At 68.1% G+C, this 25,308-nt stretch carries 14 protein-coding genes, 1 tRNA gene and 3 rRNA genes; 14 read left to right on the top strand and 4 right to left on the bottom strand.

From position 1 onward, the window contains the following. Positions 1–119: 119 nt before the first annotated feature. On the bottom strand, positions 120–4,076 hold the full coding sequence (gene eccCa, locus OG295_RS08925; RefSeq protein WP_371676402.1) for a type VII secretion protein EccCa: 3,957 nt from the start codon (positions 4,074–4,076) through the stop codon (positions 120–122). Positions 4,077–4,216: 140 nt separating this feature from the next. Here eccCa and eccD point away from each other — a divergent pair, with 140 nt between their 5' ends. The 6 genes from eccD (at position 4,217) to OG295_RS08895 (ending at position 11,397) form a co-directional block, all read left to right on the top strand. Beyond that, positions 4,217–5,791, top strand: a complete 1,575-nt coding sequence (gene eccD, locus OG295_RS08920) for a type VII secretion integral membrane protein EccD (RefSeq protein WP_371676401.1) — start codon at positions 4,217–4,219, stop codon at positions 5,789–5,791. A 171-nt stretch (positions 5,792–5,962) separates the two neighbouring features. Then, positions 5,963–6,250 (top strand): 30S ribosomal protein S15, encoded by a 288-nt coding sequence (gene rpsO / locus OG295_RS08915; RefSeq protein ID WP_030227598.1) that lies wholly within the window; start codon positions 5,963–5,965, stop codon positions 6,248–6,250. A 285-nt stretch (positions 6,251–6,535) separates the two neighbouring features. Further along, positions 6,536–8,758 carry a polyribonucleotide nucleotidyltransferase gene (locus tag OG295_RS08910; RefSeq protein WP_266844075.1) on the top strand — a complete coding sequence of 741 codons (2,223 nt, stop codon included), beginning with the start codon at positions 6,536–6,538 and terminating at the stop codon, positions 8,756–8,758. Beyond that, a complete protein-coding gene (locus OG295_RS08905; protein ID WP_371676400.1) occupies positions 8,755–10,134 on the top strand; it encodes a M16 family metallopeptidase in 1,380 nt (459 codons plus the stop codon). Before OG295_RS08910 ends, OG295_RS08905 begins: the two co-directional genes overlap by 4 nt. Before the next feature lie 26 nt (positions 10,135–10,160). Beyond that, on the top strand, positions 10,161–10,913 hold the full coding sequence (gene dapB, locus OG295_RS08900; RefSeq protein WP_371676399.1) for a 4-hydroxy-tetrahydrodipicolinate reductase: 753 nt from the start codon (positions 10,161–10,163) through the stop codon (positions 10,911–10,913). A gap of 16 nt (positions 10,914–10,929) precedes the next feature. Next, entirely contained in the window at positions 10,930–11,397 is a 468-nt protein-coding gene (locus OG295_RS08895; RefSeq protein ID WP_356222759.1) for a hypothetical protein, read from the top strand. A 39-nt stretch (positions 11,398–11,436) separates the two neighbouring features. On the opposite strand, the gene OG295_RS08890 is transcribed toward OG295_RS08895, so the two are convergent. Then, positions 11,437–11,991, bottom strand: a complete 555-nt coding sequence (locus tag OG295_RS08890) for a PH domain-containing protein (RefSeq protein WP_371676398.1) — start codon at positions 11,989–11,991, stop codon at positions 11,437–11,439. A 48-nt stretch (positions 11,992–12,039) separates the two neighbouring features. Next, positions 12,040–12,279, bottom strand: coding sequence for a hypothetical protein (locus tag OG295_RS08885; protein ID WP_266573617.1), 240 nt, complete (start codon positions 12,277–12,279; stop codon positions 12,040–12,042). Between the two features lie 262 nt (positions 12,280–12,541). Between OG295_RS08885 and thyX the strand changes: the two genes are divergently transcribed. The 8 genes from thyX to OG295_RS08845 all read left to right on the top strand — a co-directional run bounded on the left by thyX (position 12,542) and on the right by OG295_RS08845 (position 22,567). After that, positions 12,542–13,282 carry an FAD-dependent thymidylate synthase gene (thyX, locus tag OG295_RS08880; RefSeq protein WP_030227608.1) on the top strand — a complete coding sequence of 247 codons (741 nt, stop codon included), beginning with the start codon at positions 12,542–12,544 and terminating at the stop codon, positions 13,280–13,282. Positions 13,283–13,482: 200 nt separating this feature from the next. Next, entirely contained in the window at positions 13,483–14,382 is a 900-nt protein-coding gene (dapA, locus tag OG295_RS08875) for a 4-hydroxy-tetrahydrodipicolinate synthase (RefSeq protein WP_266842731.1), read from the top strand. 115 nt (positions 14,383–14,497) lie between these two features. Then, positions 14,498–16,183 (top strand): ribonuclease J, encoded by a 1,686-nt coding sequence (locus OG295_RS08870; RefSeq protein WP_371676397.1) that lies wholly within the window; start codon positions 14,498–14,500, stop codon positions 16,181–16,183. Between the two features lie 609 nt (positions 16,184–16,792). After that, a 16S ribosomal RNA gene (locus OG295_RS08865) occupies positions 16,793–18,317 on the top strand. Positions 18,318–18,600: 283 nt separating this feature from the next. Continuing rightward, positions 18,601–21,723 (top strand): 23S ribosomal RNA (locus tag OG295_RS08860). Between the two features lie 74 nt (positions 21,724–21,797). Next, positions 21,798–21,914, top strand: a 5S ribosomal RNA gene (rrf, locus tag OG295_RS08855). The 16S, 23S and 5S rRNA genes sit together here with 1 tRNA gene alongside, the layout of an rRNA operon. Positions 21,915–21,919: 5 nt before the next feature. Continuing rightward, a tRNA-Thr gene (locus OG295_RS08850) sits at positions 21,920–21,995 on the top strand. 83 nt (positions 21,996–22,078) lie between these two features. After that, positions 22,079–22,567 (top strand): isochorismatase family protein, encoded by a 489-nt coding sequence (locus OG295_RS08845; RefSeq protein WP_371676396.1) that lies wholly within the window; start codon positions 22,079–22,081, stop codon positions 22,565–22,567. Positions 22,568–22,578: 11 nt separating this feature from the next. On the opposite strand, the gene OG295_RS08840 is transcribed toward OG295_RS08845, so the two are convergent. Further along, positions 22,579–25,140 carry a SpoIIE family protein phosphatase gene (locus tag OG295_RS08840; protein ID WP_371681140.1) on the bottom strand — a complete coding sequence of 854 codons (2,562 nt, stop codon included), beginning with the start codon at positions 25,138–25,140 and terminating at the stop codon, positions 22,579–22,581. Positions 25,141–25,308: the final 168 nt, after the last annotated feature.

Genomic DNA, 25,308 nt, shown 5'->3' with positions numbered 1-25,308 from the left:
GTCTGCCGATTATCGGTGCTGCCGGCCGGGGCGGGGGAGTGTTTCCCGATGATCACCGAGGGCGCCCGTGGGGCGGCGGCCTCCGCCCCGCCCGGAGACGAGGGCGGCCGGCCTCCCCGTCAGGACGGCCCCGCCATCCGCCCGAGCTGGACGAGCGACGTGCCGCGCCTGCGCGAGACGAAGTAACTGCGGCCCGGCGGCATCGGGCGGCACCGTACGGTGCCCAGCAGATCGCCCTCGGACGGGTCGCCCGACAGCACCACGCCCTGCGCGCCCAGCTCCTTGACGCGCTGCATGAAGGGTTCGTACAGCGCCCGGGAGGCGCCCGCCGAGCTACGCGCGATGATGAAGCGGACCCCCGTGTCGCGGGCGAACGGCAGGAACTCCACCAGCTGCGCCAGCGGATTGCCCTGGCTCGTCGCGACCAGGTCGTAGTCGTCGATCACGATGTACACGTCCGGGCCCGTCCACCAGCTGCGGTCGCGCAGCTGCTGCGGAGTGACGTCGGTGGGCGGCTGCCGGCGTGAGAACACCCCGCCCAGCGCCTCCATGTGCATCTGCAGCGAGCTCGCCATCGGCGCGTACTCCAGCAGGTACTCCTCCGGCAGCGCCCCCAGCAGCCCGCGCCGGTAGTCGCCCACGACCAGCTTGGCCTGGTCCGGGGTGTACCGGTCGGCGATCTGCCGGGCGATGAGCCGCAGCAGGTTCGTCTTGCCCGACTCGCTCTCGCCGAACACCAGGAAGAAGGGGTCCGCCTCGAAGTCGACGAACACCGGCTCCAGCGCGGTCTCGTCGATGCCGATCGCGATCCCGCGCTCCGGGAACTCCCCGCCCTTGGGCAGCTGGTCGGCGTGCAGCAGCCGCGGCAGCAGCCGTACGCCCGGAGCCGCCGGCCCCGACCAGCCCGAGCGCACCGCCGCCACGAAGGCGGCCGTGGCCTCCGAGAGGCTCTCGGCGTCGTGCGCGCCGTCGACGCGCGGCAGCGCGCCCAGGAAGTGCAGCTTCTCCGGCACCTGGCCGCGTCCCGGCATCCCCGTCGGCACGTTGGCCGCGACCCGCCGGTCGAACTCGGAGTCCATCACGTCGCCGAGCCGCAGCTCCAGCCGGCTCAGCATCTGGTCCTTCAGCGCGGCCCGCACCTCCATGTACCGGGCCGCCGTGACCACCACGTGGATGCCGTAGCCCAGACCCCGGGACGCGATGTCCGTGACCACCGGCTCCAGGCCCTCGTACTCGGTACGGAAACCACCCCAGCCGTCGACGATCAGGAACACGTCGCCCCACGCCTCGCCGGGCAGCTCGCCCGCCGCGCGCCGCCGCCGGTAGGTGGCGATGGAGTCGATGCCGTTCGCCCTGAAGAACTCCTCGCGCCGGTTGAGGACCCCCGCCACCTCCGCGACCGTACGCCGCACCCGCTCCGGATCGAGCCGGGAGGCGATCCCGCCCACGTGCGGCAGCTCCGACACCGCGGACAGTCCGCCGCCGCCGAAGTCCAGCCCGTAGAACTGCACCTCGCGCGGGGTGTGCGTGAGCGCGAACGCCGAGATCAGCGTCCGCATCAGCGTCGACTTGCCCGACTGCGGACCGCCGACCACCATCATGTGGCCCGCCGCCCCGGAGAAGTCCCGGTAGAGCACCTCGCGGCGCTGCTCGAAGGGCTTGTCGATCAGACCGAGCGGAACCACCAGCCCACCGGGCCGGGTGTACCCCTCCGCGTGCAGCCCCCGCTCCGCCGAGGGCGCCAGCGCCGGCAGCAGCTGGTCCAGCGGCGGAGCCTGGTCCAGCGGCGGCAGCCACACCTGGTGCGCCGGCACCCCCTGCCCCTCCAGCCGGCCCACGATCACGTCGAGCACCGTGTCCGCGAGCGCGTCGTCCTCCCGGACCGCGCCCGCCGCCAGGTACGCCGGGTCCGGGGCCGCGTACACCACCGGCACCGGAGCCGCCGTGAACAGCACCGGCCGCCGCTCCACCGGGAACGGCCCCACCGACAGGTCCGGCCCGCCCGAGCGGTAGGTGCCCGACACGTACGCCGCCTTGAACCGGGTCATCTCGTCCGTGCCGAACTTCAGGTACCCCGAACCGGGCACCGACGGCAGGTGGTACGCGTCCGGAACGCCGATCGCCGTGCGCGACTCCGCCGCCGAGAAGGTCCGCAGACCGATCCGGTACGACAGGTACGTGTCCAGCCCGCGCAGCTTGCCCTCCTCCAGCCGCTGCGAGGCCAGCAGCAGGTGCACGCCCAGCGAACGGCCGATGCGGCCGATCTGGATGAACATGTCGATGAAGTCGGGCTTCGCCGTCAGCAGCTCGCTGAACTCGTCGATCACCAGCACCAGCGAGGCCAGCGGCTCCAGCGGGGCGCCCGCCGCGCGGGCCTTCTCGTAGTCGTGGATGTTGGCGTAGTTGCCCGCGGAGCGCAGCAGCTCCTGCCGGCGCTGGAGCTCCCCGCGGATCGAGTCGCCCATCCGGTCCACCAGGGTGAGGTCGTCCGCCAGGTTGGTGATCACCGCCGCGACGTGCGGCATCTGACCCATCCCGGTGAAGGTCGCACCGCCCTTGAAGTCGGCGAGCACGAAGTTCAGCGTCTCCGAGGTGTGCGTCACCGCCAGGCCCAGCACGAGCGTGCGCAGCAGCTCCGACTTGCCCGAACCGGTCGCGCCCACGCACAGCCCGTGCGGGCCCATGCCCTCCTGCGCGGCCTCCTTCAGGTCCAGCATCACCGGCGCGCCGCCCTCGCCCACGCCGATCGGCACGCGCAGCCGCTCACCGGCCGAACGCGGCCGCCAGGTCCGCGACACGTCGACGGCCGCCGCGTCGCCCAGGTTCAGCAGATCGGTGAAGTCCAGGTTCGCCAGCAGCGGTTCGTCGTCGTCCCCGCCGCCCGTGCGCAGCGGCGCCAGCTGACGCGCCAGCGCCTCCGCCGCCGGCAGCGACAGGGTGTCCGGCGTTCCCTCGTACACGACGCCCGCGCCCGACTCCAGCCGCAGCCTGCCCGGCCGCACCACGACCGACAGGCCACCGCGCGGCTCGTCCAGCCCGCCCGCCACCACCTCCACGATGGTCACGCCCTGGAGACCCTCGGCCGCCGCGAACGCCGAGTCCGGCGGCACCAGTCCACCGTCGAGGACCACCACCAGGTGCGGCTGGTCCAGCACCGGGGACACCTCGCGGCTGAACCGCGACCGTCCCTCCAGCCGGGGACCCAGCAGCTCCTCCAGCTCACCGAGGTCGTCGCCGAACAGCCGCTTCGTACCCGCCCCGTCGACCTGGCCCGGCACCTGCGTGTGCGGCAGCCACTTCACCCAGTCCCACGACGGCACCGCGCCCGGCGCCGCCACCACCGCCACCACCAGGTCCTCGGGGGAGTGCAGCGTCGCCAGCTGCGCCACGAGCGCCCGGGCCGTCCCGCGCGCCGACTCCGGCTCCCCGGAGACCGTCACGTGGTAGAACGCCCGGATCGACAGCGCCACCGGCAGCCCGTCCAGCGAGGAGTGCACCCTCAGGAAGCGCTGCATCGCGCCCGCCGTCAGCGGCTCCAGCTCGTCCACCGGAGCCGTGTCCGGAGCCACCAGCGCCGTCGCGAGCCGCTGCGCGCCCAGACCCAGCCGGGCCTGGCCGAAGTCCGCGTCGCCGACCCGGCGTTCCCACAGCCGCGAGCCCTCCGCCACCACCGACCACAACTGCTCGGGCGCCGGGTGCAGGTACAGCTGCGCGTCACGCTGCGCCCGCGCCGTCCTGCGCACCTGACGGCGGGTCTGCGCGAGGTACTTGAGGTAGTCCCGGCGCACGTCCGCCATTTGCCCCTGCGTACCGCGCCGGAAGCGCACGAGCTGGGCGATGACCATGCCCACCGTCGACGCCAGCATCAGCACGCCCATGATGCGCATGAACGGCGCCGCACCCGGCATGAAGAAGAAGACGACCGACGAGCCCATGCCCAGCATCGGCAGGAGCTGCATCAGCATGCCCTCCTGCTGCCCCCGCGGGAGCTCCGGCGGAGCCTCCAGTCTCAGCTCGTCCGAAGGCACTTCCGGCGGCAGGGACCGGGGCGGGCGTTTGACGACGATCTGGCTCACCGGAGCATCAATCCCTTGAAAACGGACGGGACGTCGCAACCGGCATCCCCAAGTCCCGGGCGTGGAGGGGGACTCCTCCGCGTCCGGTGATCCTACTTGCCGACAGTCGCACCCCCGCCGGGTAGGGTGGCGCGCGCAGCATGCGCATCCGCGAATCCGACGCCGCCACCGGCGCCAACCAGGGGGTCCCACAGGTGAGTACGGCCGAGGCGACGGGGTTCTGCAGGGTCACCGTCGTGGCTCCCGACAGCCGCATCGACGTCGCCCTCCCCGAGGACATCGCCGTCGCCGACGTCTACCCCGAGCTGCTGCGCCTCACCGGCCAGACCCAGCCCGTCGGCGCCCCCACCGGATTCCACCTCGTGCGCCGCTCCGGCACCGTCCTCGACGGCGCCCGCACCCTCGCCGCCCAGCAGGTCCTCGACGGCGAGGTGCTCAGCCTGCGCCCCTTCGCCGAGTCCCTGCCGCCGGCCGTCTTCGACGACGTCTCCGACGCCGTCGCCGCGGCCGTCGTGCGCGACCGGCACCGCTGGAGCGACGACATGCTGCGCGGGGCGGGGCTGGCCGGCGCCGCCCTGCTGCTCGTCCTGCTCGGGTTCGTCCTCTGGTACGCCGACCCGCTCCGGCACGACATGCACGGCCTGCCGGGGATCATCGCCGGGGCCGTGGGCGTCCTGCTCACCGCCGCCGCCGGGGTGCGCGCCCGCGTCTACCGCGACCGCGGCTCCGCGGTCGCGCTCGGCCTCGGCGGCCTGCCGCACCTCCTGATCGCCGGCTCCGGCATCGTCGCCGCCGACGCGGGCCGGGGTCCGGGCCGTCTGCAGTTCCTGCTCGGCTGCCTCTGCGTGCTCGTCGCCTCCGTGGCCCTCGTCGCGCTCACCCCGCACGGCGACGCCCCCTTCGTCGCGGCCACCTTCCTCGCCGCCACCGGGACCCTGGCCACCTTCGCCGCCATCGCCGCCGAGGCCTCCGCCACCGCGACCGCCGCCGTCTGCGCCCCCGTCGCCATCGGGCTCGTCGCCTTCCTCCCCGGCCTCTCGGCCCGCTTCGCCAGGCTGCCCATCGGGTACGCCGCCCCGCGCAGTGCGACCGAGTACGTCGAGTACACAGCGACCCCGGACCGCTACGAGACCGCCCCCGGCCTCGACCCGGACGCCCCCGCCGCCCCCGGGCACGACCAGGCCGCCCCGCTCGACGCCGAGCAGATCGCCGCCCAGGCCCGCCGCGGCCACGAGATGCTCCTGGGCCTGGTCGGGGGCTGCGCCGCCGTGGTCGTGGGCTCGGCCGCCGTCCTCGGCTTCTCCGACAACACCTGGGGCCGGCTGCTGGCCCTGGCCGCGGGCCTGGCCATGCTGCTGCGGGCGCGGCTCTTCCGGTACACCTCCCAGGTGGTCTGCGCCCTCGTCGCCGGCCTGGCCTCCGTGGCGCTGCTGGTCCTGGGCCTCGCGCTGCACCCGCCCGTCGATCTGATGTTCGACTTCGTGCGCTACCACGACCGCGGCGGCCTGGACCTCCGTACGGTCTGGCTCTCGGCCGCCGTCGCCGCCGGCGCGGCCCTCCTCGCGGGAATTGCGCTTGTCATCCCCCGCAAGGGCCTGTCACCCTTCTGGGGACGGCTGCTCGACCTCACCGAGGCCGCAGTACTGCTCAGCCTGGTCCCGCTGACCCTGGCCGTGCTCGACGTCTACGGCCGCGCCCGCTCTCTCACCAGCTGAGACGGCGCGACCCGGCAGCCTGGTACGCTGTGTGACGGCCGTTTGTGTACGCGCCCCCGGAGATCCTCTGGAGGCTGCGCTCAGCGGACCCCGCCTCCCGAGTTACGGAAGATCCCCAGAGAATTCGACCTGGGGCACTCGGTGGCTACGAAGACCAAACGAGGAGTACGCGTGCCGCTCGACGCCGCTACGAAGAAGCAGATCATCGCAGAGTTCGGTGCCAAGGAGGGCGACACCGGCTCTCCCGAGGTCCAGGTCGCGATGCTCTCCCGCCGCATCTCGGACCTGACCGAGCACCTGAAGGCCCACAAGCACGACCACCACTCCCGTCGTGGTCTGCTGATCCTGGTCGGCCAGCGTCGCCGCCTGCTGCAGTACCTGGCCAAGAAGGACATCCAGCGCTTCCGTACGCTGGTCGAGCGCCTCGGCATCCGTCGCGGTGCGGCCGGCGCCAAGTAAAGACGCTGTGAAGGGAGCGGTTCCCACACCGATGGGGCCGCTCCCTTTGCTGTACGTGCGCGACGCACCGGACGCTTTGTAGTCTGGACACAGCGCACGACCGAAGAGGAGGAGCGCCGGCCCTACGCCGCCGGTCCTCGGTAGTGGCATCCGGAAATCCCCGTGACGGGGATCGGAACCGGGTGCTTCGATCGAAGACCGGCCCGCACGCCAGGAGCGCTTCTCCGACACCGTCCCCCACCACACGGGTGGTGGACGGAGACGACGAAAATGGAGAAAACGCTAGTGGAGAACGAGACCCACTACGCCGAGGCCGTCATTGACAACGGTTCCTTCGGCACCCGCACCATCCGCTTCGAGACGGGCCGTCTGGCCCGCCAGGCCGCCGGCTCCGCCGTTGCCTACCTGGACGACGACACGATGGTGCTGTCCGCCACCACCGCGTCGAAGAAGCCCAAGGACCAGCTCGACTTCTTCCCCCTGACGGTGGACGTCGAGGAGCGCCAGTACGCGGCCGGCAAGATCCCCGGATCCTTCTTCCGCCGTGAGGGCCGCCCCTCCGAGGACGCGATCCTCACCTGCCGCCTGATCGACCGCCCGCTGCGCCCGTCCTTCAAGAAGGGCCTGCGCAACGAGATCCAGGTCGTCGCGACGATCATGGCGCTCAACCCCGACCACCTGTACGACGTCGTCGCGATCAACGCCGCGTCCGCGTCCACGCAGCTGGCCGGCCTGCCCTTCTCCGGCCCGATCGGCGGCGTCCGCGTCGCGCTGATCCGCGGCCAGTGGGTGGCCTTCCCGACGCACACCGAGCTCGAGGACGCCGTCTTCGACATGGTCGTCGCGGGCCGCACCCTCGAAGACGGCGACGTCGCGATCATGATGGTCGAGGCCGAGGCCACCGAGCAGACCATCGCCCTCGTCAAGGGCGGCGCCGAGGCGCCGACCGAGGAGATCGTCGCCTCCGGCCTCGAGGCCGCGAAGCCGTTCATCAAGGTCCTCTGCAAGGCCCAGGCCGACCTGGCCGCCAAGGCCGCCAAGCCCGAGGGCGAGTTCCCGGTCTTCCTGGACTACCAGGACGACGTGTACGCGGCCCTCGCGGCCGCCGTCAAGGGCGAGCTCTCCCAGGCGCTGACCATCGCGGGCAAGCAGGACCGCGAGGCCGAGCTGGACCGCATCAAGGAGATCGCCGCCGAGAAGCTCCTCCCGGCCTTCGAGGGCCGCGAGAAGGAGATCTCCGCCGCCTACCGCAGCCTGACCAAGGCCCTGGTGCGCGAGCGCGTCATCAAGGACAAGGTCCGCATCGACGGCCGCGGGCTCACGGACATCCGTACCCTCGCCGCCGAGGTCGAGGCCATCCCGCGCGTGCACGGCTCGGCGCTGTTCGAGCGTGGGGAGACGCAGATCCTGGGCGTCACCACCCTCAACATGCTCCGCATGGAGCAGCAGCTGGACACCCTCTCCCCGGTGACCCGCAAGCGCTACATGCACAACTACAACTTCCCGCCGTACTCCGTCGGCGAGACCGGCCGCGTCGGCTCCCCGAAGCGCCGCGAGATCGGCCACGGCGCGCTCGCCGAGCGCGCGATCGTGCCGGTCCTGCCGACGCGCGAGGAGTTCCCCTACGCGATCCGCCAGGTGTCCGAGGCCCTCGGCTCCAACGGTTCGACGTCCATGGGCTCGGTCTGCGCCTCCACCATGTCGCTGCTGAACGCCGGTGTGCCCCTCAAGGCCCCCGTCGCCGGCATCGCCATGGGCCTGATCTCCCAGGAGATCGACGGCAAGACGCACTACGTCGCCCTCACCGACATCCTCGGTGCGGAGGACGCCTTCGGCGACATGGACTTCAAGGTCGCCGGCACCAAGGAGTTCGTCACCGCCCTCCAGCTCGACACCAAGCTGGACGGCATCCCGGCCTCCGTCCTGGCCGCGGCCCTCACCCAGGCCCGCGACGCCCGCCTCCACATCCTCGACGTGATGATGGAAGCGATCGACACGCCGGACGCGATGTCCCCGTTCGCCCCGCGGATCATCACCGTCAAGATCCCCGTGGACAAGATCGGTGAGGTCATCGGCCCCAAGGGCAAGATGATCAACCAGATCCAGGAGGACACCGGCGCCGAGATCACGATCGAGGACGACGGCACCATCTACATCGGTGCCTCCGACGGCCCGGCCGCCGAGGCCGCCCGCGCCACGATCAACGCGATCGCCAACCCGACCATGCCGGAGGTCGGCGAGCGCTACCTGGGTACGGTCGTCAAGACCACCACCTTCGGTGCCTTCGTCTCCCTGATGCCCGGCAAGGACGGCCTGCTGCACATCTCGCAGATCCGCAAGCTCGCCGGTGGCAAGCGCGTGGAGAACGTCGAGGACGTGCTCGCGGTCGGCACCAAGGTGCAGGTCGAGATCGCCGAGATCGACCAGCGCGGCAAGCTCTCCCTGATCCCCGTGATCGACGGCGAGGCCGCCGGTGACGACGCTGACAAGGACGACTCCGACAAGTGACGTCGCGTAGTTCGCGTGTGACGGCCCGCCCCTCTTCGGAGGGGCGGGCCGTCGCCCGTACCCAAACCCTGCTCAAGGGGCAGAACGGCATCGGCACCGTCCGGCGCACCGTCCTGCCCGGCGGCCTGCGCGTCGTCACCGAGACGCTGCCCTCCGTCCGCTCCGCCACCTTCGGCATCTGGGCGAACGTCGGCTCCCGGGACGAGACGCCCACCCTCAACGGCGCCACGCACTACCTGGAGCACCTCCTCTTCAAGGGCACCGCCACGCGCAGCGCCCTCGACATCTCCTCCGCGATCGACGCGGTCGGCGGCGAGATGAACGCCTTCACGGCGAAGGAGTACACCTGCTACTACGCCCGGGTGCTCGACACCGACCTGCCGCTGGCCATCGACGTGGTCTGCGACATGCTGACCGGCTCGCTGATCCGCGAGGAGGACGTCGACGCCGAGCGCGGGGTCATCCTCGAAGAGATCGCGATGACCGAGGACGACCCGGGCGACATGGTCCACGACCTGTTCGCGCAGACCATGTACGGGGACTCCCCGCTCGGCCGCCCCGTCCTCGGCACCGTCGACACGATCAACGCCCTCGGCGCCGACCGGATCCGCCGCTTCTGGAAGAAGCACTACGATCCCACCCGCCTGGTCGTGGCCGCCGCCGGCAACGTCGACCACAACAAGGTCGTACGCCAGGTCCGCGCGGCCTTCGAGAAGGCCGGCGCGCTCGGACACACCGACGCGGCGCCGATCGGCCCCCGCACCGGTACCAAGCGCATCCGCACCGCGGGCCGCGTCGACCTGGTCAACCGCAAGACCGAACAGGCCCACGTGGTCCTCGGCATGCCGGGCATCGCCCGCACCGACGAGCGCCGCTGGGCCCTGGGCGTGCTCAACACCGCCCTCGGCGGCGGCATGTCCTCCCGCCTCTTCCAGGAGGTCCGGGAGAAGCGCGGCCTCGCCTACAGCGTGTACTCGTACACCTCGGCCTTCGCCGACACCGGTCTCTTCGGCGTCTACGCGGGCTGCCGGCCGAGCCAGGTCCACGACGTGCTGCGGATCTGCCGTGACGAGCTCGACAAGGTCGCCTCCGAAGGTCTCACCGACGAGGAGATCCGGCGCGCCATCGGCCAGCTGTCCGGCTCCACCGTCCTCGGCCTGGAGGACACCGGCGCGATCATGAACCGGATCGGCAAGAGCGAGCTGTGCTGGGGCGACCAGATGTCGGTCGACGACATGCTGTCCCGCATCGCGGACGTGACCCCGGACGACGTCCGCGCGGTCGCCCAGGATGTACTGGCACAGCGGCCCTCGCTCGCCGTGATCGGCCCGCTCAAGGAGAAGCAGGCCGCCCGCCTCGACGAAGCGGTCGCCTAGTTCCGTACGGACACGAAGGAAGCAACATGAGCAAGCTGCGCGTGGCAGTCCTCGGCGCCCGGGGCCGCATCGGCTCCGAGGCGGTCAAGGCGGTCGAGGCCGCCGAGGACATGGAGCTGGTGGCGGCCCTGGGCCGTGGCGACAAGCTGGAGGCGCTCGCCGAGGCGGGCGCCCAGGTCGCGGTCGAGCTGACCACCCCCGACTCGGTGATGGACAACCTCGACTTCCTCATCGGCCACGGCATCCACGCCGTGGTCGGGACCACCGGCTGGACCGAGGACCGCCTCGCACGGCTGGACACCTGGCTCGCCGCCTCCCCGGAGACCGGCGTGCTCATCGCCCCGAACTTCTCCATCGGCGCGGTCCTCACCATGAAGTTCGCCGTCCAGGCCGCCCGCTACTTCGAATCCGTCGAGGTCGTCGAGCTGCACCACCCGAAGAAGGTCGACGCCCCCTCCGGCACGGCGACCCGTACGGCCCAGCTCATCGCGGCCGCCCGCGCCGAGGCCGGGCTCGGGGCCCAGCCCGACGCCACCGCGACGGCCCTCGACGGCGCCCGCGGCGCGGACGTCGACGGGGTCCCCGTGCACGCCATCCGCCTGCGCGGCCTGCTGGCCCACCAGGAGGTGCTCCTCGGCGGCGAGGGCGAGACCCTGACCATCCGTCACGACTCCCTGCACCACAGCAGCTTCATGCCGGGCATCCTGCTCGGCACCCGCCGCGTGACGCAGACCCCGGGCCTCACCTTCGGCCTGGAAAACTTCCTCGACCTCGGCTGATGAGGCAGTAGCACCCATGCGCGCGAAGATCACGTACTTCCTCACGGCCGCCGTCCTGGTCGTCTACTTCGTCCTGGTCGGCAGCCGGGGCGTGATGCTGCTCCAGCAGGGCACCTGGCTCACCGTCACCTTCGGTGCGGCCGTGCTGATCCTGCCGGTCATCGGCATCTGGTTCCTCTGGATGAACACCCGGTTCGTCACCCGCGCCAACCAGCTCGCGGCCGAGCTGGAGGCCGAGGGCGGCCTGCCCGTGGACGAACTGGAACGGGACGGCTACGGGCGGATCCTGCGGGACTCCGCCGACGAGGTCTTCGCGCGCCGCAAGGCCGAGACGGAGGACGCTCCGGGGGACTGGCGCAGCTGGTTCCGGCTCGCCGTGGCCTACCACGACGCCCGCGACACCCCGCGGGCCCGCAAGGCGATGCAGCGGGCGATCGCCCTGCACGCCGCCCGGCCGGCACACGAAGGGCCCGTACAGGTCTGATCCCCGTACGGGCCCCACAGGGCGGGCCGCTCCCCGCCGTCAGGCGGGCACGGCCCGGTACTCCCGGGCCCACGCCTCGACCCGGCCGGCCGCGCGGTCGAAGGCCTCGCCCCGGGACAGGAAGTCGGCGCTGTGGTCGGTCAGCAGCACCGGGAGCTCCGCGCCGCCGTGCCCGGCCACCGTAAGGGCCTGTCCCTGCACGGTCCTCGGCAGCCCCAGCCAGCGCACCGGCTGCTGGACCTTGCGGACCGTTTCGATCTCGCTCCAGGCGATCGAGCGGGTCCCGAAGAACCCGACCCGGCGGAGTCCCGCCGGGCTCACCCACACGCCCGTGCGCAGCATGCGCAACGCACAGCCGATCACGGTGAGCGAAGCCGCCCCGGCGACGGCGGCGCCGCTCCAGGTGCCGGCGAAGGCGATGATCACCGTGGCCAGCAGCATGAAGGCGGAGACCAGGAGCAGCAGCGCCGCGCCGGCGACCCGCCAGGGGCCGGGCCGGTAGGGGCGCCGCCAGCGTTCGGGATCCGCATGGGGGAGGGCTTCGTCCTCGTGTGCGTCGAATACGCCGTCGGCCGTCAAGAAGGGCAGGGGCACGGCTGGACCTCACTCACATGCACGTTCGGTTGGACTGTGCCCGTGAGGCTACCGCCCCTCGGACGCCTCCGACTGCTGCGCCTTCTCGGTCGCCTTGTACGGCTGCAGTGCGGGCATCCCGAAGAGCAGCGAGCCGACGAGCCCTGCCACCACGGTCAGTCCGACCAGACTACGGGCGGCGATCTGGGTCTTGCTCAGACTCTCGCGCGGCGGCGGAGTGACGTTACTGCGGAATCGGTCGGCCTCGGCGACGAAGGCGAAGGGGACTGGTTCGCGCCGGCGAAACATCGGGAGCGACTCTCCTCACGGTCGGGCCCCTGGGGGCACTGCGGACAGGACGGAACATGTTCTCCCTGTAAGACGAGCGGAGCGCCCAATCGGTGCCGAAATTCGGGACATTAACCAAAATTCATGGCGGTCCGTCAGCCGGTCGGGTGACGCGGGTGCGCCCGGAGCGGCCCTCCGGAGGTCCCGGTGCCTGCGCGGCCGCCCCCGGTCTGCGCCGTAGAGTGGGCGCGCCCCAGGAAAGACCCGTTCGGAAGGACCCCGCGTGAGCGAGACCGCCGCTTCAGACCAGAAACCCAGCTTCCGCAGCGATGTGACGGTGGAGCTGGTGAAGCACTCCGCCGCCGACTCCGACGTGCTGTGGGCCGCCCGCGTCTCCACGGCGGGCGAGCAGTCCCTGGAGGAGCTGCAGAAGGACCCCGAGCGCTCCAAGGGCCTCATCAACTACCTGATGCGCGACCGCCACGGCAGCCCCTTCGAGCACAACTCGATGACCTTCTTCATCAGCGCCCCGATCTTCGTGTTCCGCGAGTTCATGCGCCACCGGGTGGGCTGGTCCTACAACGAGGAGTCCGGCCGCTACAGGGAGCTCCAGCCGGTCTTCTACGTCCCCGACGCGGAGCGCAAGCTCGTCCAGGAGGGCCGTCCGGGCAAGTACGTCTTCGTCGAGGGCACCGAGGCGCAGCAGGAGCTGACGGGCCGGGTCATGGAGGACTCGTACCGCCAGGCCTACGAGGCGTACCAGGAGATGCTCGCGGCCGGCGTCGCTCGCGAGGTGGCCCGTGCGGTCCTGCCGGTGGGCCTCTTCTCCTCGATGTACGCCACGTGCAACGCGCGCTCGCTCATGCACTTCCTCGGTCTGCGCACGCAGCACGAGCTGGCGGCGGTGCCGTCCTTCCCGCAGCGGGAGATCGAGATGGTCGGCGAGAAGATGGAGCGGGAGTGGGCCAAGCTCATGCCGCTGACCTACGCCGCCTTCAACGGCAACGGTCGCGTTGCCCCGTAAGGCCCGATGCACGTGCGGCGTACAGATGTGCGGAGATAAGTCCCAAGTGTCCGTATTGCGGCGTTTCGTAAAGTTCATCTAGGCTGATCAAACGGACCCGGCACTGCTTGAACCCCCGAGCAGGCAGTGCCGGGCTCCAACCCAGTGTTGACGTCCCCCGAGGGGACACCGCGAGCATGGCAGCGAGTAGCGTGTTACCCATGGCTCCGATCTCGACTCCGCAGACCCCCTTCGGGCGGGTCCTCACCGCCATGATCACGCCGTTTACGGCGGATGGCGCACTTGACCTCGACGGCGCGCAGCGGCTCGCCGTCCACCTGGTGGACGCAGGCAACGACGGCCTGATCATCAACGGCACCACCGGTGAGTCGCCCACGACCACCGACGCGGAGAAAAACGACCTCGTACGAGCCGTACTCGAAGCGGTCGGCGACCGCGCCCACGTCGTGGCCGGAATCGGCACCAACGACACCCGGCACACCCTGGAGCTCGCCCGCCAGGCGGAGCGCACCGGCGCCCACGGCCTGCTCGCGGTGACCCCGTACTACAGCAAGCCGCCGCAGGAGGGCCTCTACCGGCACTTCACGGCCATCGCGGACGCCACCGAGCTGCCGGTCATGCTCTACGACATCCCGGGCCGCAGCGGTGTCCCGATCAACACCGAAACCCTGGTCCGCCTCGCCGAGCACCCCCGTATCGTGGCCAACAAGGACGCCAAGGGCGACCTCGGCCGCGCCAGCTGGGCCATCGCCCAGAGCGGCCTGGCCTGGTACTCCGGCGACGACATGCTGAACCTGCCGCTCCTGTCGGTCGGCGCGGTCGGCTTCGTCTCGGTGGTCGGCCACCTGGTCAGCCCCGAGCTGCGTGCCATGCTCGACGCCCACCTGGGCGGCGACGTGCAGAAGGCCACCGAGATCCACCAGAAGCTGCTGCCCGTCTTCACCGGCATGTTCCGCACCCAGGGCGTGATGACCACCAAGGGCGCGCTGAACCTCCAGGGCCTGCCCGCGGGCCCGCTGCGCCTTCCGCTCGTCGGCCTCACCGACGAAGAGACCGCGCAGCTCAAGATCGATCTTGCCGCCGGCGGGGTACAGCTCTGACAACAGACTTCACAACTGAATAACCAAGATCAAAAAAGACAAAAGCAAGTGCACGAATGACATGCGCGCCGCGTGCCTCCAGGGGTACGTGGCGCGCGTGGTGAAGGAGAAACTTTTGAGCCATCCGCACCCTGAACTGGGCCCGCCGCCGAAGCTCCCGAAGGGCGGCCTGCGGGTCACCCCGCTGGGCGGTCTCGGCGAGATCGGCCGCAACATGACCGTCTTCGAGTTCGACGGTCGTCTGCTGATCGTCGACTGCGGTGTCCTCTTCCCCGAGGATGAGCAGCCGGGCATCGACCTGATCCTGCCGGACTTCTCGTCGATCCGGGACCGTCTCGACGACATCGAGGGCATCGTCCTCACCCACGGTCACGAGGACCACATCGGCGCCGTCCCGTACCTCCTCCGGGAGAAGCCGGACATCCCGCTGATCGGCTCCAAGCTGACGCTGGCCCTCATCGAGGCCAAGCTCCAGGAGCACCGCATCCGCCCCTACACCCTTGAGGTGAAGGAGGGCGAGCGCGAGAACCTGGGCCCCTTCGACTGCGAGTTCATCGCCGTCAACCACTCCATCCCGGACGCCCTGGCCGTGGCCATCCGCACCGGCGCCGGCATGGTCGTGTGCACCGGTGACTTCAAGATGGACCAGCTCCCGCTGGACAACCGCCTCACCGACCTGCACGCCTTCGCGCGTCTGAGCGAAGAGGGCATCGACCTCCTCCTCTCGGACTCGACGAACGCCGAGGTCCCGGGCTTCGTCCCGCCGGAGCGCGACATCTCCAACGCCATCCGCGGCGTCTTCGCGGGTGCCCAGAAGCGGATCATCGTGGCGTCCTTCGCCAGCCACGTGCACCGCATCCAGCAGATCCTCGACGCCGCCCACGAGTACGGCCGCCGCGTCGCGTTCGTCGGCCGCTCGATGGTCCGGAACATGGGCATCGCCCGTGACCTGGGCTACCTGCGGGTTCCGGCCGGCCTGGTCGTCGACGTCAAGACCCTCGACGACCTGCCGGACGACGAGGTCGTGCTGGTCTGCACGGGTTCCCAGGGCGAGCCGATGGCGGCCCTGTCCCGCATGGCCAACCGCGACCACCAGATCCGGATCGTCCCCGGCGACACGGTCATCCTGGCGTCGTCCCTCATCCCCGGCAACGAGAACGCGGTCTACCGCGTGATCAACGGCCTGACCCGCTGGGGCGCGAACGTCGTGCACAAGGGCAACGCCAAGGTGCACGTCTCCGGCCACGCCTCCGCGGGCGAGCTGCTGTACTTCTACAACATCTGCAAGCCGCGGAACCTGATGCCGGTCCACGGCGAATGGCGCCACCTGCGGGCCAACGCCGAGCTCGGTGCCATGACGGGCGTCCCGAAGGACCGCATCGTCATCGCCGAGGACGGTGTCGTCGTCGACCTGATCGACGGCAAGGCCCGGATCTCCGGCAAGGTCCAGGCCGGCTACGTGTACGTGGACGGCCTCTCGGTCGGCGACGTCACCGAGGCCTCCCTCAAGGACCGCCGCATCCTCGGCGACGAGGGCATCATCTCGGTCTACGTCGTGGTCGACAGCACCACCGGCAAGGTCGTGAGCGGCCCGAACATCCAGGCCAGGGGCTCCGGCATCGAGGACTCGGCCTTCGGCGCGGTCACCGCGAAGATCGAGGAAGCCATCGCCCGCGCCGCCGCCGACGGCGTCGCGGAGCCGCACCAGATCCAGCAGCTCATCCGCCGGACCATGGGCAAGTGGGTGTCGGACAGCTACCGCCGCCGCCCGATGATCCTCCCGGTCGTCGTAGAGGTCTGACCTCCGCGTTCGTAGCGACCTCACTGGAGCGGGGCAACCGGATTTGCGTCCGGGGGCCCCGCTCCAGTACGTTTACGTCTCCACCTCGCAAGGACCCGGGCACACACGTGTGCCCGTTGCCGCGTGCGGGCGGGTGGGAATCAGAACCAGGGAGACCTGATAAAGTCTGATCCACCCGAAAGGGAAAGGCCCCCCGAAGGCCATCGGAATTCCAATCCAGTCGGTAACGGCCAGGAAAGAGAATCTGATAGAGTCGGAATCGCCGGAAAGGGAAAGCGCGAAAGCGCAGAACCTGGAAAGCGAAGCGCGAAAGACTCTGATAGAGTCGGAAACGCAAGAACAGAACGAAAGCCCGGAGGAAAGCCCGAGAGGGTGAGTACAAAGGAAGCGTCCGTTCCTTGAGAACTCAACAGCGTGCCAAAAATCAACGCCAGAAGTTGATACCCCGTCCACTTCGGTGGATGAGGTTCCTTTGAAAAAGACCTGTGAGGTCGCCTTCGGGTGATGCTTGCAGGCAACCAAACACAGCGAGGACGTTGTGGCGCGTCGGTCATATTCCGACATGACGTGCCCGCTCTAAGTGTGTGTTGACCCGATTACGGGTAAACATTCATGGAGAGTTTGATCCTGGCTCAGGACGAACGCTGGCGGCGTGCTTAACACATGCAAGTCGAACGATGAAGCCCTTCGGGGTGGATTAGTGGCGAACGGGTGAGTAACACGTGGGCAATCTGCCCTTCACTCTGGGACAAGCCCTGGAAACGGGGTCTAATACCGGATAACACTCCTGCCCGCATGGGCGGGGGTTAAAAGCTCCGGCGGTGAAGGATGAGCCCGCGGCCTATCAGCTTGTTGGTGGGGTAATGGCCCACCAAGGCGACGACGGGTAGCCGGCCTGAGAGGGCGACCGGCCACACTGGGACTGAGACACGGCCCAGACTCCTACGGGAGGCAGCAGTGGGGAATATTGCACAATGGGCGAAAGCCTGATGCAGCGACGCCGCGTGAGGGATGACGGCCTTCGGGTTGTAAACCTCTTTCAGCAGGGAAGAAGCGAAAGTGACGGTACCTGCAGAAGAAGCGCCGGCTAACTACGTGCCAGCAGCCGCGGTAATACGTAGGGCGCAAGCGTTGTCCGGAATTATTGGGCGTAAAGAGCTCGTAGGCGGCTTGTCACGTCGGATGTGAAAGCCCGAGGCTTAACCTCGGGTCTGCATTCGATACGGGCTAGCTAGAGTGTGGTAGGGGAGATCGGAATTCCTGGTGTAGCGGTGAAATGCGCAGATATCAGGAGGAACACCGGTGGCGAAGGCGGATCTCTGGGCCATTACTGACGCTGAGGAGCGAAAGCGTGGGGAGCGAACAGGATTAGATACCCTGGTAGTCCACGCCGTAAACGTTGGGAACTAGGTGTTGGCGACATTCCACGTCGTCGGTGCCGCAGCTAACGCATTAAGTTCCCCGCCTGGGGAGTACGGCCGCAAGGCTAAAACTCAAAGGAATTGACGGGGGCCCGCACAAGCGGCGGAGCATGTGGCTTAATTCGACGCAACGCGAAGAACCTTACCAAGGCTTGACATATACCGGAAAGCATTAGAGATAGTGCCCCCCTTGTGGTCGGTATACAGGTGGTGCATGGCTGTCGTCAGCTCGTGTCGTGAGATGTTGGGTTAAGTCCCGCAACGAGCGCAACCCTTGTCCTGTGTTGCCAGCATGCCCTTCGGGGTGATGGGGACTCACAGGAGACCGCCGGGGTCAACTCGGAGGAAGGTGGGGACGACGTCAAGTCATCATGCCCCTTATGTCTTGGGCTGCACACGTGCTACAATGGCCGGTACAATGAGCTGCGATACCGTGAGGTGGAGCGAATCTCAAAAAGCCGGTCTCAGTTCGGATTGGGGTCTGCAACTCGACCCCATGAAGTCGGAGTCGCTAGTAATCGCAGATCAGCATTGCTGCGGTGAATACGTTCCCGGGCCTTGTACACACCGCCCGTCACGTCACGAAAGTCGGTAACACCCGAAGCCGGTGGCCCAACCCGTAAGGGAGGGAGCTGTCGAAGGTGGGACTGGCGATTGGGACGAAGTCGTAACAAGGTAGCCGTACCGGAAGGTGCGGCTGGATCACCTCCTTTCTAAGGAGCACAGTACCGATTGCAGACAAATGTTCTGCACGGTCAGCTCATGGGTGGAACGTTGATTATTTGGCACGGTTTCCAGAACATCCTGTAAGTACTGCTTCGGCGTGGAAAACAGTGATAGTCGAGGGGATCGTGCCTGGCACGTTGTTGGGTATCTGAGGGTACGGCCGTAAGGTCTTATCTTCGCGATGCCGGCCCCAGTAAAGCTCTGCTTCGGCAGGGTGTGATGGGTGGCTGGTCGTTGCTTGAGAACTACACAGTGGACGCGAGCATCTGTGGCCAAGTTTTTAAGGGCGCACGGTGGATGCCTTGGCACCAGGAACCGATGAAGGACGTGAGAGGCCGCGATAGGCCCCGGGGAGCTGCCAACTGAGCTTTGATCCGGGGGTGTCCGAATGGGGAAACCCGGCAGTCGTCATGGGCTGTCACCCATGCCTGAACACATAGGGCATGTGGAGGGAACGAGGGGAAGTGAAACATCTCAGTACCCTCAGGAAGAGAAAACAACCGTGATTCCGGGAGTAGTGGCGAGCGAAACCGGATGAGGCCAAACCGTATGCGTGTGATACCCGGCAGGGGTTGCGCATACGGGGTTGTGGGAATTCTTTTGATCGGTCTGCCGGCCGGTCGGCGAGTCAGAAACCGTTGATGTAGTCGAAGGACATGCGAAAGGTCCGGCGTAGAGGGTAAGACCCCCGTAGACGAAACATCAGCGGCTTGCTTAAGAATCTCCCAAGTAGCACGGGGCCCGAGAAATCCCGTGTGAATCTGGCGGGACCACCCGCTAAGCCTAAATATTCCCTGGTGACCGATAGCGGATAGTACCGTGAGGGAATGGTGAAAAGTACCGCGGGAGCGGAGTGAAATAGTACCTGAAACCGTGTGCCTACAAGCCGTGGGAGCGTCGCTGTATGTGCTTGCACATACAGTCGTGACTGCGTGCCTTTTGAAGAATGAGCCTGCGAGTTAGCGGTGTGTAGCGAGGTTAACCCGTGTGGGGAAGCCGTAGCGAAAGCGAGTCCGAATAGGGCGATTGAGTTGCACGCTCTAGACCCGAAGCGGAGTGATCTAGCCATGGGCAGGTTGAAGCGGAGGTAAGACTTCGTGGAGGACCGAACCCACCAGGGTTGAAAACCTGGGGGATGACCTGTGGTTAGGGGTGAAAGGCCAATCAAACTCCGTGATAGCTGGTTCTCCCCGAAATGCATTTAGGTGCAGCGTCGTGTGTTTCTTGCCGGAGGTAGAGCACTGGATAGGCGATGGGCCCTACCGGGTTACTGACCTTAGCCAAACTCCGAATGCCGGTAAGTGAGAGCACGGCAGTGAGACTGTGGGGGATAAGCTCCATGGTCGAGAGGGAAACAGCCCAGAGCATCGACTAAGGCCCCTAAGCGTACGCTAAGTGGGAAAGGATGTGGAGTCGCAGAGACAACCAGGAGGTTGGCTTAGAAGCAGCCACCCTTGAAAGAGTGCGTAATAGCTCACTGGTCAAGTGATTCCGCGCCGACAATGTAGCGGGGCTCAAGCGTACCGCCGAAGTCGTGTCATTGCAGCAATAGGGCCAACGCCCGCTGTGATGGGTAGGGGAGCGTCGTGTGCCGGGTGAAGCAGCAGCGGAAGCTAGTTGTGGACGGTTCACGAGTGAGAATGCAGGCATGAGTAGCGATACACACGTGAGAAACGTGTGCGCCGATTGACTAAGGGTTCCTGGGTCAAGCTGATCTGCCCAGGGTAAGTCGGGACCTAAGGCGAGGCCGACAGGCGTAGTCGATGGACAACCGGTTGATATTCCGGTACCCGCTTTGAAACGCCCAATATCGAATCAGGCGATGCTAAGTCCGTGAAGCCGTTCCGGACCCTTCGGGGAAAGGAAAGTGGTGGAGCCGACGAACCAGACTTGTAGTAGGTAAGCGATGGGGTGACGCAGGAAGGTAGTCCAGCCCGGGCGGTGGTTGTCCCGGGGTAAGGGTGTAGGCCGAGGGGTAGGCAAATCCGTCCCTCATTAAGGCTGAGACCTGATGCCGAGCCGATTGTGGTGAAGTGGATGATCCTATGCTGTCGAGAAAAGCCTCTAGCGAGTTTCATGGCGGCCCGTACCCTAAACCGACTCAGGTGGTCAGGTAGAGAATACCGAGGCGTTCGGGTGAACTATGGTTAAGGAACTCGGCAAAATGCCCCCGTAACTTCGGGAGAAGGGGGGCCATCACTGGTGATCGGACTTGCTCCGTGAGCTGGGGGTGGCCGCAGAGACCAGCGAGAAGCGACTGTTTACTAAAAACACAGGTCCGTGCGAAGCCGTAAGGCGATGTATACGGACTGACGCCTGCCCGGTGCTGGAACGTTAAGGGGACCGGTTAGTGACCTTTCGGGGTTGCGAAGCTGAGAACTTAAGCGCCAGTAAACGGCGGTGGTAACTATAACCATCCTAAGGTAGCGAAATTCCTTGTCGGGTAAGTTCCGACCTGCACGAATGGCGTAACGACTTCTCGACTGTCTCAACCATAGGCCCGGTGAAATTGCACTACGAGTAAAGATGCTCGTTTCGCGCAGCAGGACGGAAAGACCCCGGGACCTTTACTACAGTTTGATATTGGTGTTCGGTTCGGCTTGTGTAGGATAGGTGGGAGACTTTGAAGCCGTGACGCCAGTCATGGTGGAGTCGCCGTTGAAATACCACTCTGGTCGTGCTGGATGTCTAACCTCGGTCCGTGATCCGGATCAGGGACAGTGTCTGATGGGTAGTTTAACTGGGGCGGTTGCCTCCCAAAGGGTAACGGAGGCGCCCAAAGGTTCCCTCAGCCTGGTTGGCAATCAGGTGTTGAGTGTAAGTGCACAAGGGAGCTTGACTGTGAGACCGACGGGTCGAGCAGGGACGAAAGTCGGGACTAGTGATCCGGCGGTGGCTTGTGGAAGCGCCGTCGCTCAACGGATAAAAGGTACCCCGGGGATAACAGGCTGATCTTCCCCAAGAGTCCATATCGACGGGATGGTTTGGCACCTCGATGTCGGCTCGTCGCATCCTGGGGCTGGAGTCGGTCCCAAGGGTTGGGCTGTTCGCCCATTAAAGCGGTACGCGAGCTGGGTTTAGAACGTCGTGAGACAGTTCGGTCCCTATCCGCTGTGCGCGTAGGAATATTGAGAAGGGCTGTCCCTAGTACGAGAGGACCGGGACGGACGAACCTCTGGTGTGCCAGTTGTCCTGCCAAGGGCATGGCTGGTTGGCTACGTTCGGGAGGGATAACCGCTGAAAGCATCTAAGCGGGAAGCCTGCTTCAAGATGAGTATTCCCACCTCCTTGAGAGGGTAAGGCTCCCAGTAGACGACTGGGTTGATAGGCCAGATGTGGAAGCCCGGTAACGGGTGGAGCTGACTGGTACTAATAGGCCGAGGGCTTGTCCTCAGTTGCTCGCGTCCACTGTGTTAGTTCTGAAGTAACGAACCGTGTCCATGCCCGGTTGGTCAACTTCATAGTGTTTCGGTGGTCATAGCGTTAGGGAAACGCCCGGTTACATTCCGAACCCGGAAGCTAAGCCTTTCAGCGCCGATGGTACTGCAGGGGGGACCCTGTGGGAGAGTAGGACGCCGCCGAACAACCCGCCCTTTTAGCTCAGTCGGTAGAGCGTCTCCATGGTAAGGAGAAGGTCAACGGTTCGATTCCGTTAAAGGGCTCCAATGAAAAAGGCCCCCGCCATCTGGCGGGGGCCTTTTTTGCGTTGTGCCTCCGGCCGGGCCGGCGCCCGGAGAATAATGGCCGCATGACGACCGCCCTGATCCTCGTCGACCTGATGCCGCGCATCGTCGCGCTTCCGTTGGCACCCCACACCGGGACGGAGGTCGAGGAGCGCTGCCGGCGACTGGGTGAGGCGTTCCGGGCCAAGGGGCTGCCGGTGGCCGTGGTGCGGGTGGAGCGGCCGGGCGTCGCGGAGCAGCCTCCGGGGAGCGGGTTCGTGGACGGGCTCCGCCAGCCGGGGGACATGGAGATCGTCAAGCGCACCGTGGGGGCTTTCCACGGGACCGGCCTGGACGAGTGGCTACGGGAGCGGGGCGTGGACACGGTCGTCGTCGCCGGGCTCGTCACCTCCATGGGGGTGGAGTCCACGGCCCGGGCCGCCTCCGACCACGGCTACGACGTCGAGTTCGTCGAGGACGCCATGTCCGGGTTCGCGGTGGACGAGCACGCGTTCGCGGTGGACCGGATCTTCCCCCGGTTCGGGGTCGTCCGGACCACCGCCGACTACGTCTGAGACCGGGACGGTCAGTCGCCCTCGCGCTGGTGGGGGACCCGGAAGGCCAGGATGGCCATGTCGTCCGACGCCGGTTCCGCAGCGAAGCGCTCCACCGCCCGCAGGATGCGGGAGGCCACCGCGCCGGCGGTGAGGCCGGTGCAGGTGGTGAGGACGTCGGCCAGGCCGTCGTCGCCGAGCATGCGGGCGCCCTCGCGGCGCTCCGTCACCCCGTCGGTGACGCAGAGCAGGACGTCGCCCGGGTCGAGGGTCAGGGTCTGTTCGTAGAGGTCGAGGTCCTCGATGACACCGAGGAGCGGCTGCGGTTCGGCGGCCGGGGTGACCTCGCCGTCCGGGCGCAGGCGCAGCGGGAGCGGGTGGCCCGCGCAGACGACCTTCATCAGGGCTCCGCCGTCGGGCCGCGGGTGCAGTTCCCCGTAGAGGAGGGTGAGGAAGCGGCTGCGCGCGCCCTCGTCCAGGATGGCCGCGTTGAGGCGTTCCAGGACCGCCGGGCCGCCCAGGCCCTCGCGGGCGAGCAGGCGCAGGGCGTGGCGGGCCAGGCCGGTGACGGCGGCGGCCTCGGGGCCCGTCCCGCAGACGTCGCCGATGGCGAAGCCGTACACGCCGTCGCGGATCGGGAAGACGTCGTAGAAGTCGCCGCCCACCTCGTTGCCCTCGCCGGCGGCGCGGTAGATGACCTCGACCTCCATGCCGGGGATCGCGGGGGAGCCGGGCGGCAGGAGGCTGCGCTGGAGGGAGCGGCTGATGGCGGTGCGCTCGGAGTAGAGGCGGGCGTTGTCGAGGGCCAGGGCGGCGCGGCGCGAGAGGTCGTCGGCGAGTTCGAGGATCTCCTGGCGGAAGTGCTCCTCGCTGGGCTTGCCGAGGGTGAGCAGGCCGATGACGCGGTTGCGGGCGAGGAGGGGCAGCACCACCGTCTCGCCGCCGACCGCGAGGGCGGCCTCCGCCCAGGGCCGGGCGCCGGCCTCGCGGACCGGGTCGGGCGGGCTGACCCGGGAGAGCAGGGCCTTGAGGCCGTCGATGCGTTCCTCGTCCTCGTGCAGTACGTAGGCGAGGAAGGGGTCGGAGGTCTGGTCGGCGATGGTGTAGACGGCGCACCAGGTGGCCAGGGTGGGGACGGTCATCTGGGCCATCAGGGCCAGGGTCTGATCCCGGTCGAGGGTGCCGGCGAGCAGGTCGGAGGCCTCGACGAGGAAGGAGAGGGAGCCCCGGCGCAGCCGTTCCAGCTCGCCGAGCCGGGCGGACTCGACGGCGAGGGCGAGGCGGTCGGCGGCGAACTGGAGGCGCAGGGCCTCTTCGTTCGTGTAGCGGCCGGGGTTCTCGGCGGCCACGCCGAGGGAGCCGGTGAGCCGCCCTTCGACCTTGAGGGGGACGGTGACCACGGAGCGCATGCCGGTGGACTCCAGGAGCGGGACGGCTCCGGGCACGGCGGCGAGGTCGTCGTGGACGGCGGGCATCCGGGCCGAGCCGTAGCGGCTGGCGCCGGCCTCGACGGGGACGCGGGCGAAGCGCTGGCGGGTGGAGGGCAGTCCGGTGGTGGCGCGGACTTCCAGTTCCGTCTCGTCGTCGGTGGCCAGGAGGAGGAAGGCGGCGTCGGCGTCGAGCATGTCGCGGGCCCGTTCGACGGTGCGCTGGAGCAGGCCCTCCAGATCGTCGGGGGCGGGGGAGCCGATGAACAGCTCGAAGGGGTCCGCGGGGCGCGGCTCGGTGAGCTGGCCGCTGTCGGAGGCGGGTACCCGGGCGGGGGTCTGGAGCAGGGCGCGCTCGTCGTCGTGGACGAGGAGGCAGACGATGGAGGGTTCGCCGTGGGCGTCGCGGACGCGCAGGTGGGAGGCGTAGACGGGGATGACGCGGCCGTCGGCGCCGCGGATGCCGTAGCTGCCCTCCCAGCGGGACAGGCGCAGGGCCTCGGCGACGCCGGTGCCGGTGCCGGGGGTCTGGGGCCAGGCGGCGAGCTCGGCGAGCGGGCGGCCCAGGGCCTTCTCGGCGGGGTGGCCGAAGATGTGCTCTGCGTCCTCGTTCCAGGCGGACACGGCGTCGGCGGAGTCGATCTGGATCACGGCCACGCGGACCCGGCTGTCGGCCAGGGGCAGCATCTGGTCGGGGACGACGGGGCCCGCGGAGCGGGTACCGACCGGCCGGTCCGGGAGGTCGAGGCGGAACCACACGTGTTTGTGGGTGGTGGTGTATTCGACGCCCCAGCGGGTGGCGAGGGCGGCGCAGAGCATCAGGCCGCGGCCGCTCTCGCGGTCGGGATCGGCGTACGGGCGCCGGTCGGGGGGCTGGAGCGGGAGCTCACGCTCCGGATAGCGGTCGGCGACCTCGACGCGTACGCCGTCCCCGGAACGCAGGCACAGGACCTCGGCCCGGGTGCCGGCGTGGACCACGGCGTTGGTGACGAGCTCGCTGGTCAGCACCACGGCGTCGTCGACGATGTCCGCGAAGCCCCAGCCCTGGAGCGTGTCGCGGACGAACGCGCGGGCGGCGGCGACCGAGCGCCCCTGTGGGTCGAAACTGGCAGCCGCCCGTGCCGTGATCACAAGTCTCCTTCGACGCGGTGGGACATCGGAAGCCAGGTTACTTACCTTCGCGGTCGTGAGGAGGCCGTCGTGGGGGATTCCACCCGCGGGGTGCGGCCGGTGTGCGATGGTGCCGGAGTGTTATGGCCTGGTTGGGCCGGGGTGAAACACTGGGCAGTCTTGGAGTGCCGGTCGTGGGTAGTCGGATGTCCGGTGGAACAGTGG

Source organism: Streptomyces sp. NBC_01276 (assembly GCF_041435355.1).
Classification (GTDB): Bacteria; Actinomycetota; Actinomycetes; order Streptomycetales; family Streptomycetaceae; genus Streptomyces.
The sequence above is the reverse complement of the archived record's forward strand: the minus strand, read 5'-3'. Positions and strand labels throughout refer to the sequence as shown.

Coding starts and splice junctions, on each gene's coding strand:
- eccD (WP_371676401.1), top strand. CDS start 4,217: ATGCGCATCCGCGAATCCGACGCCGCCACCGGCGCCAACCAGGGGGTC.
- OG295_RS08845 (WP_371676396.1), top strand. CDS start 22,079: ATGACGACCGCCCTGATCCTCGTCGACCTGATGCCGCGCATCGTCGCG.
- dapB (WP_371676399.1), top strand. CDS start 10,161: ATGAGCAAGCTGCGCGTGGCAGTCCTCGGCGCCCGGGGCCGCATCGGC.
- OG295_RS08885 (WP_266573617.1), bottom strand. CDS start 12,279: ATGTTTCGCCGGCGCGAACCAGTCCCCTTCGCCTTCGTCGCCGAGGCC.
- dapA (WP_266842731.1), top strand. CDS start 13,483: ATGGCTCCGATCTCGACTCCGCAGACCCCCTTCGGGCGGGTCCTCACC.
- OG295_RS08895 (WP_356222759.1), top strand. CDS start 10,930: ATGCGCGCGAAGATCACGTACTTCCTCACGGCCGCCGTCCTGGTCGTC.